Source organism: Mesorhizobium sp. M4A.F.Ca.ET.022.05.2.1 (assembly GCF_003998845.1).
Classification (GTDB): Bacteria; Pseudomonadota; Alphaproteobacteria; order Rhizobiales; family Rhizobiaceae; genus Mesorhizobium.
Window position 1 is genome coordinate 1 of sequence record NZ_RZOJ01000400.1, and the last position, 5,537, is coordinate 5,537.

Consider the following 5,537-nt stretch of genomic DNA (forward strand, 5'->3'; position numbering starts at 1 on the left):
CTCTGCAGTTGGGCGATGTCCTTGATGCGCGCCGCGACCTGGCCCGGCGGCAGCGTGCTTGGCCCGGTCGAAACGCGGAACATCCGCGTGGTGGTGGCCGGGTCATATTCCGGATCATTGAAGGCGCCGCCATTCTTCGCGGCAAGCTCGCGCTTGGCCTTCGGTGCGAGCCCGTCGGCCAACGCCGGCTGCAGGCCAAGGGCAGCCGCCAGAAGAAAGGCAAGTCCGCGCATCATGAAGCGCCGACCATGATGGTGCCGTCGCCCATCACCGTGCCGGATATGATCTTGCCGCTGTCGATGTTGCGGACCTTGACCAGGTCGCCGGCGGCGCCCGGCTGCAGGGTAACGCCGGAAGCCGAAATGGTCAGGGCGCCGGCGGTGAAATAGATCTGCACCGCAGCGCCCTGTTCGACGAGCCAAGCGTCGCGGATGGCGGCGGTCGGAATGTAGCGGCCCGGCAGCAGCGTGCGCTTGGCGACCTTGCCATGGAGTTCCTGCGCGAGGGTGGCGACGGCCTCCGGCTTGTGCTTGCCGGGAACGAGCGTCACCTGCTTCAGGGCGGCAAGGTCGATCGTCTCGCCGGGATAGATGACCCGGTTGGGGATCAGCACGACATCGCCGGCGGCCTGACCGGTATTGCGGGCCGCGAGCTGACTGGCGTTCTGGTTGCCGGCCTGATTGTCGCCGGCTTCCTGGGCAAACGCCGGCACGCCGCCGGCCACCAGCGCGAGAGCCAGCGCGGCGCGGCGGAGGGAGCGGTGGGCCGGCGCAAGCATGATCTGTTACCTGATGTTCTTGGACACGACCGAGGCCATGTCGTCGGCGGCCTGGATGACCTTCGAATTCATCTCATAGGCGCGCTGCGCCGAGATCAGTTCGGTGATCTCCTTGACCGGATCGACGTTGGACGATTCCAGGTAGCCCTGTTCGATCGTGGCGAAGCCGGGGTCGCCGGGCACGCCGACATTGGCCGGGCCGGAAGCCGCCGTCTCCTGGAACAGATTGTCGCCGAGCGGCGCCAGCCCGGCCTCGTTGGAGAAGTTGGCGAGCTGCAGCTGGCCGAGAAGCTGGAGATCGGTCTGGCCGTCGATGCGGGCGAAGACCTGGCCCGTCTTGTTGACGATGACCTCGACCGCGTCGGTTGGCACGGTGATGGCGGGGACGACGTTGGCGCCGTCGACCGTCACCAGCTGTCCGGTGGCGTTGGTGTTGAAGGCGCCGGCGCGGCTGTAGAGCGTGCCGCCGTCGGCACCCTCGATCTGGAACCAGCCCCGGCCGGTCAGCGCGAGGTCGAAGCTGTTGCCGGTGCTTGTCAGCTCGCCCTGGGTATGGACGTTGCGCACCGCCGTCGTCTTGACGCCGAGGCCGATCGAGACACCTTCCGGCACCAGCGACGTGTTGGAGCGATTGGGCACGCCCTGCGTGCGGTCGACCTGATAGAGCAGGTCGGAGAATTCGGCGCGAGCGCGCTTGTAGCCGGTGGTGTTGATGTTGGCGATGTTGTTGGCGATGACTTCCAGGTTGGTCTGCTGGGCGTTCATGCCGGTGGCGGCGATGGCAAGTGCTTTCATGACGCGGTCCTAGATACTCATGCGGCTGATTTCGAGGTAGGCGGAGACAACCTTGTCGCGGATGGCGATGGTCGTCTGCAGAGCCTGCTGGGCACTCATCACCGCGTCGACCACCTGGCGAGTGTCGGCGTCGCCGCGCAGCGCCTGGATCGACACCTGCTCGGCATTCTGCAAGGTGTTGACGGTTTTCGACGCTGCCTGGCTCAGCGCCTGGGCGAAGGATGTGCCGACCGTCTCGGTCGCTGTCGTCGGCGCGACGATGCCCTGGAGGGCGTCGGTCGCCACACCGGCGCCTTCGGTTGCCGGTTTGAGCGCGCCAATGCTGCCGATGCCGCTGATCATTGCTGGTTCCTCATCAGGTCGATGGTCATGGAAATCAGATCGCGCGCCTGCTTGACGACCTGGAGATTGGCCTCGTAGGAGCGATTGGCCTCGGTCATGTCGGCCATTTCGATCAGCACGTTGACGTTGGGCATCTTGACGTAGCCCTTTTCGTCGGCGGCTTCGTTGCCGGGCTGGAACTCGATCGGAAAATCGGATGGATCGCGCTCTACCGAGCTGACCTCGACAAGCTGGCCGCCGGTGGCGCGGTCGAGCTCGGATGCAAAGGAGATCGTCTTGCGGCGATAGGGATCGGCGCCCGGCGTGGTGCCGGTCGACTGCGCGTTGGCGAGGTTTTCCGACACCACGCGCAGGCGCTCCGACTGGGCACCAAGGCCGGATGCTGCGACTTTGAGGGCTGCGGTAAGCGCGTCCATGGTCAGCTCTTCACAGCCATCATCATCATCGAGTGGAAGGCCTTGACGATCGCGGTGTTGAGTTCGAAGGAGCGGCGGACCTCACCGGCCTTCATCAGTTCGTCTTCCAGCGCCACCGTGTTCTTCGACGGCATGATCGAGCCGGTGGCTTCCTCCGGCTTGACGGTGAAGCCGGCATTCGTCGCCTGGGTGCCGAGATGCCCGGCCTGGGTGGCCTGCAGCGATACCGCCGTACGGTCGAGGACCTTCTCGAACGGCTCGACATCGCCCGCCGTGTAGCCCGGCGTGTTGGCGTTGGCGATGTTGGAGGCAATTGCGGACTGGCGCACGGCCAGCCACTGCGATTGCTTGGTGGCGAGATCGAAAAGGTTGACGGGCTCCATGGGAATCTCCGGGCGGGGTTCCCAAAGATTAGGCCGCCAGTCTTGCGCGGACCTTGCGCGGGGCCGGGCATGGCGCAGCGCCGTGCTACTGGCCCGCGCGCCGCTATTTGGAGAGTTCGATCACCTGGTCGGTGCTGGTGACCATGACCCATTTGCCACCACGTTGCTCAATCGACGAGACGATGCTGGAGTCCGGCAGCTTCGAGCCGCGCTGGACGATCCACAGGCCGGCGTCGTCCTCAATCATGGCGCGGCCGTTGGCGACATGCACCATGCGGAACTTGGGGTCCGCCGGAAAGGGCTGTTGGTCGACGCTCGGAGCCTGGGCGGGGTCCTCGGGATCCTGCAACGTGCCGGTGGCGAACAAGTCGACATCGGGAACATCCTTGGCCGTCAGCGGCTGGCCGGGATTTTCCAGTTGCGAGCCGCCGCTGACGCGTCCGGCATTGGTGCCGCTGCCGCCGAACTTGATGGCCTGCACGCCGAACTGTTCCTGATTGAAGAAGATGTACCAGGGAAATAGCGCACAGATCAGACCGAGCGTGACGCCGAGCGCGGCAACGACAAAATCGCTGCGCCGGTCAGGCTTCTTGCCCAGCCGCGGAAATTCCGCCTTTGGCGGCGTGGGCCATTCCGTGCGCGGGAACAGGTCATCGATCAGTGAATCGCGGCTTGCCTGTATCGTCTCGGCGACCTCAACCTGGGAAGCCTTGGGCAAATCATCCCCGACGGTCCTAGCAGGCCCGGCGGTCCTCGGGAGAGCGGGCTTCGCCGCCTTGGCCAGGACGGCCCCGGTCCTGACCGCGACCTTGGCGGCCATAGCGCGAGCGGCCTTTGCTGTGGCGGACCGTGCTTCCTCAGCCCTGGCGTCTTCCTTGGCCCTGGCGTCGTCGAGCATCTCGCGCAGCAGGCGCTCGGTGTACTGGCGCTCACTCTCCTGCATCGCCATTCTGCTTTCCCTTCAGGTAGCGGGCGAGGTCGGCGAACGGATCGACGGACGCGCGGTCCTTCGGCGACTGCGTCAGCGCCTCGTAGATCAGCGGCACCTGGCGGACGGCGATGTCGAGCTCGGCGTCGGCGCCGCCCTGGTAGGCGCCGAGCAAGCGGATGTCGCGCGTGTCCTCGAAGCGCGAGATCATCGATTTCAGCCTGGTCACCAGCATCCGCTGCTCGGCGCTCCAGGCCTTGTCGGCCAGGCGCGAGATCGACGACAGCGGATTGACCGGCGGATAGCGGCCCTGTTCTGCGATCGCGCGGTCGAGCACCACATGGCCATCGAGGATGCCGCGCACGGAATCGGCGACCGGATCGTTGTGGTCGTCGCCGTCGATCAGCACCGAGATGATGGCGGTGATCGACCCCTTGCCCTCGGCGCCAGGCCCGGCGCGCTCGAGCAGCTTGGGCAGGTCGGTGAACACCGAGGCCGGGTAGCCGCGCGCGACCGGCGGCTCGCCGGTTCCGGTCGCCACCTCGCGCAGCGCATGGGCAAAGCGGGTAATGGAATCCAGCACCAGGAGCACGCGGTGGCCCTGGTCGCGGAAATGCTCAGCGACGCGCATGGCGGTGTCCGGGGCGCGCCGGCGCATCATGGCGCTCTCGTCGCTGGTGGCAACTACGGCCACGGTCTTGGCCATGCTTTCGGCGCCGATCGTATCCTCGAGGAATTCGCGCACTTCGCGGCCGCGCTCGCCGATCAGCGCAACGACGACCGTGTCGAAGGCGTCGGCTCCGGCGAGCATGGCGAGCAGCGTCGACTTGCCGACGCCGGAACCGGCAAAGATGCCGAGGCGCTGGCCGAAGCAGAGCGGGGTGAAGATGTCGATGACCCTGACCCCCGTCGTGAAGGCGGTGCCGACGCGCTGTCGCGCCATGGCGCCTGGCGTCGTGGCGTCCTCGCCCGAGGCGGATGCGGACCTTTCCAGCGGCGGGCCGCCGTCGATTGAACGGGTGAGCGCGTCGATGGCGCGTCCGCGCCACGAGATATGCGGCGCCACCGCCAGCGGCCCGCGCCGAAACACGGCATCGCCTATGCCGGCATCGGCGCTGCGCTCGAACGGGGCCACGACCACCTCGTCACGACCGATCTTGACGATTTCGCCGCGCCGCGCGCCGGCATGGCCGCGCTGCTCGACAATGTCGCCCAGCCTGGCGATGTCGGAAAGACCGCGCACCTTGTAATGGGTCGGCGAGATCTCGGCGACGCGGCCGCCGCGCCGGAGCAGGGACGCGGCGCCATCGAAGCGGCGCAGGACGCGTTCCAACGCGGCAAGCCGGTCGCGGGGTGCTGCATCAGGCTGCCTTTCCAGGGCGCGTAGCGAGGGCAGGCTGGTCGACATGCCGCTACTTGGAACCGAGCGTCTTGATGGCGTCGTCGGTGGTCGCATCGGTCTGCCGTATCAGCGCCGCCGTATTCTCGAAGGCGCGCTGGACCATGATCAGGCGGGTCATTTCCTGCACCGGATTGACGTTCGATTCCTCGAGGAAGCCCTGCGCCACGCCGACGTCGGAGCGATCGGTGACAGGTTCAGGCGTCCGCGCGGGCACGATGCCGGAATTGCTGTAGCGGACGAAATTCTGCCCGGGATCGAAATTGTAGAGGCCGATGGCGCCGACCAGTTGGTCGTTCTGTCGGAGCGAGCCGTCGGCGCCGGCCTTGGGCGGGCCGTTGCGCGGATCGAGCTGGATCGGCGCGCCGCCGCCGTCGAGCACAGGATAGCCTTCGATCGACATCAACTCGCCGTTCTCGTTCATCGAAAAACGGCCGTCACGGGTCATCACCGTGCCGGCCGGCGTTTCGATGGCAAACCATGCATCGCCCTGGAT

At 66.6% G+C, this 5,537-nt stretch carries 8 protein-coding genes and 1 pseudogene; all 9 read right to left on the reverse strand.

What is annotated here, in order from left to right; translation table 11 throughout:
* Positions 1–233 (reverse strand): annotated as a pseudogene (locus EN745_RS28845) (flagellar biosynthesis protein FlgI); the annotation flags it as partial.
* Positions 233–778 carry a flagellar basal body P-ring formation chaperone FlgA gene (flgA, locus tag EN745_RS28850; RefSeq protein WP_127406384.1) on the reverse strand — a complete coding sequence of 182 codons (546 nt, stop codon included), beginning with the start codon at positions 776–778 and terminating at the stop codon, positions 233–235. The pseudogene EN745_RS28845 and the gene flgA, both read right to left, overlap by 1 nt.
* Positions 779–784: 6 nt before the next feature.
* Positions 785–1,573, reverse strand: coding sequence for a flagellar basal-body rod protein FlgG (flgG, locus tag EN745_RS28855; protein ID WP_127406385.1), 789 nt, complete (start codon positions 1,571–1,573; stop codon positions 785–787).
* Between the two features lie 9 nt (positions 1,574–1,582).
* Positions 1,583–1,915 carry a flagellar hook-basal body complex protein FliE gene (locus EN745_RS28860; RefSeq protein ID WP_127406386.1) on the reverse strand — a complete coding sequence of 111 codons (333 nt, stop codon included), beginning with the start codon at positions 1,913–1,915 and terminating at the stop codon, positions 1,583–1,585.
* On the reverse strand, positions 1,912–2,331 hold the full coding sequence (gene flgC, locus EN745_RS28865; protein ID WP_126058490.1) for a flagellar basal body rod protein FlgC: 420 nt from the start codon (positions 2,329–2,331) through the stop codon (positions 1,912–1,914). Before flgC ends, EN745_RS28860 begins: the two co-directional genes overlap by 4 nt.
* A 2-nt stretch (positions 2,332–2,333) precedes the next feature.
* A complete protein-coding gene (gene flgB / locus EN745_RS28870) occupies positions 2,334–2,714 on the reverse strand; it encodes a flagellar basal body rod protein FlgB (RefSeq protein ID WP_127406387.1) in 381 nt (126 codons plus the stop codon).
* A gap of 103 nt (positions 2,715–2,817) precedes the next feature.
* Entirely contained in the window at positions 2,818–3,663 is an 846-nt protein-coding gene (locus EN745_RS28875) for a hypothetical protein (RefSeq protein WP_127422808.1), read from the reverse strand.
* Positions 3,644–5,050, reverse strand: coding sequence for a flagellar protein export ATPase FliI (gene fliI, locus EN745_RS28880; RefSeq protein ID WP_127422809.1), 1,407 nt, complete (start codon positions 5,048–5,050; stop codon positions 3,644–3,646). Before fliI ends, EN745_RS28875 begins: the two co-directional genes overlap by 20 nt.
* Positions 5,051–5,054: 4 nt before the next feature.
* The coding region (gene flgF / locus EN745_RS28885; RefSeq protein WP_127422810.1) for a flagellar basal-body rod protein FlgF at positions 5,055–5,537 on the reverse strand (483 nt) is incomplete at its 5' end.

What these genes read in the sequence shown, in the direction of transcription:
- flgG (WP_127406385.1), bottom strand. Translation starts at nt 1,573, where the DNA reads ATGAAAGCACTTGCCATCGCCGCCACCGGCATGAACGCCCAGCAGACC.
- fliI (WP_127422809.1), bottom strand. Translation starts at nt 5,050, where the DNA reads ATGTCGACCAGCCTGCCCTCGCTACGCGCCCTGGAAAGGCAGCCTGAT.
- EN745_RS28860 (WP_127406386.1), bottom strand. Translation starts at nt 1,915, where the DNA reads ATGATCAGCGGCATCGGCAGCATTGGCGCGCTCAAACCGGCAACCGAA.
- flgB (WP_127406387.1), bottom strand. Translation starts at nt 2,714, where the DNA reads ATGGAGCCCGTCAACCTTTTCGATCTCGCCACCAAGCAATCGCAGTGG.
- flgC (WP_126058490.1), bottom strand. Translation starts at nt 2,331, where the DNA reads ATGGACGCGCTTACCGCAGCCCTCAAAGTCGCAGCATCCGGCCTTGGT.
- flgA (WP_127406384.1), bottom strand. Translation starts at nt 778, where the DNA reads ATGCTTGCGCCGGCCCACCGCTCCCTCCGCCGCGCCGCGCTGGCTCTC.
- EN745_RS28875 (WP_127422808.1), bottom strand. Translation starts at nt 3,663, where the DNA reads ATGGCGATGCAGGAGAGTGAGCGCCAGTACACCGAGCGCCTGCTGCGC.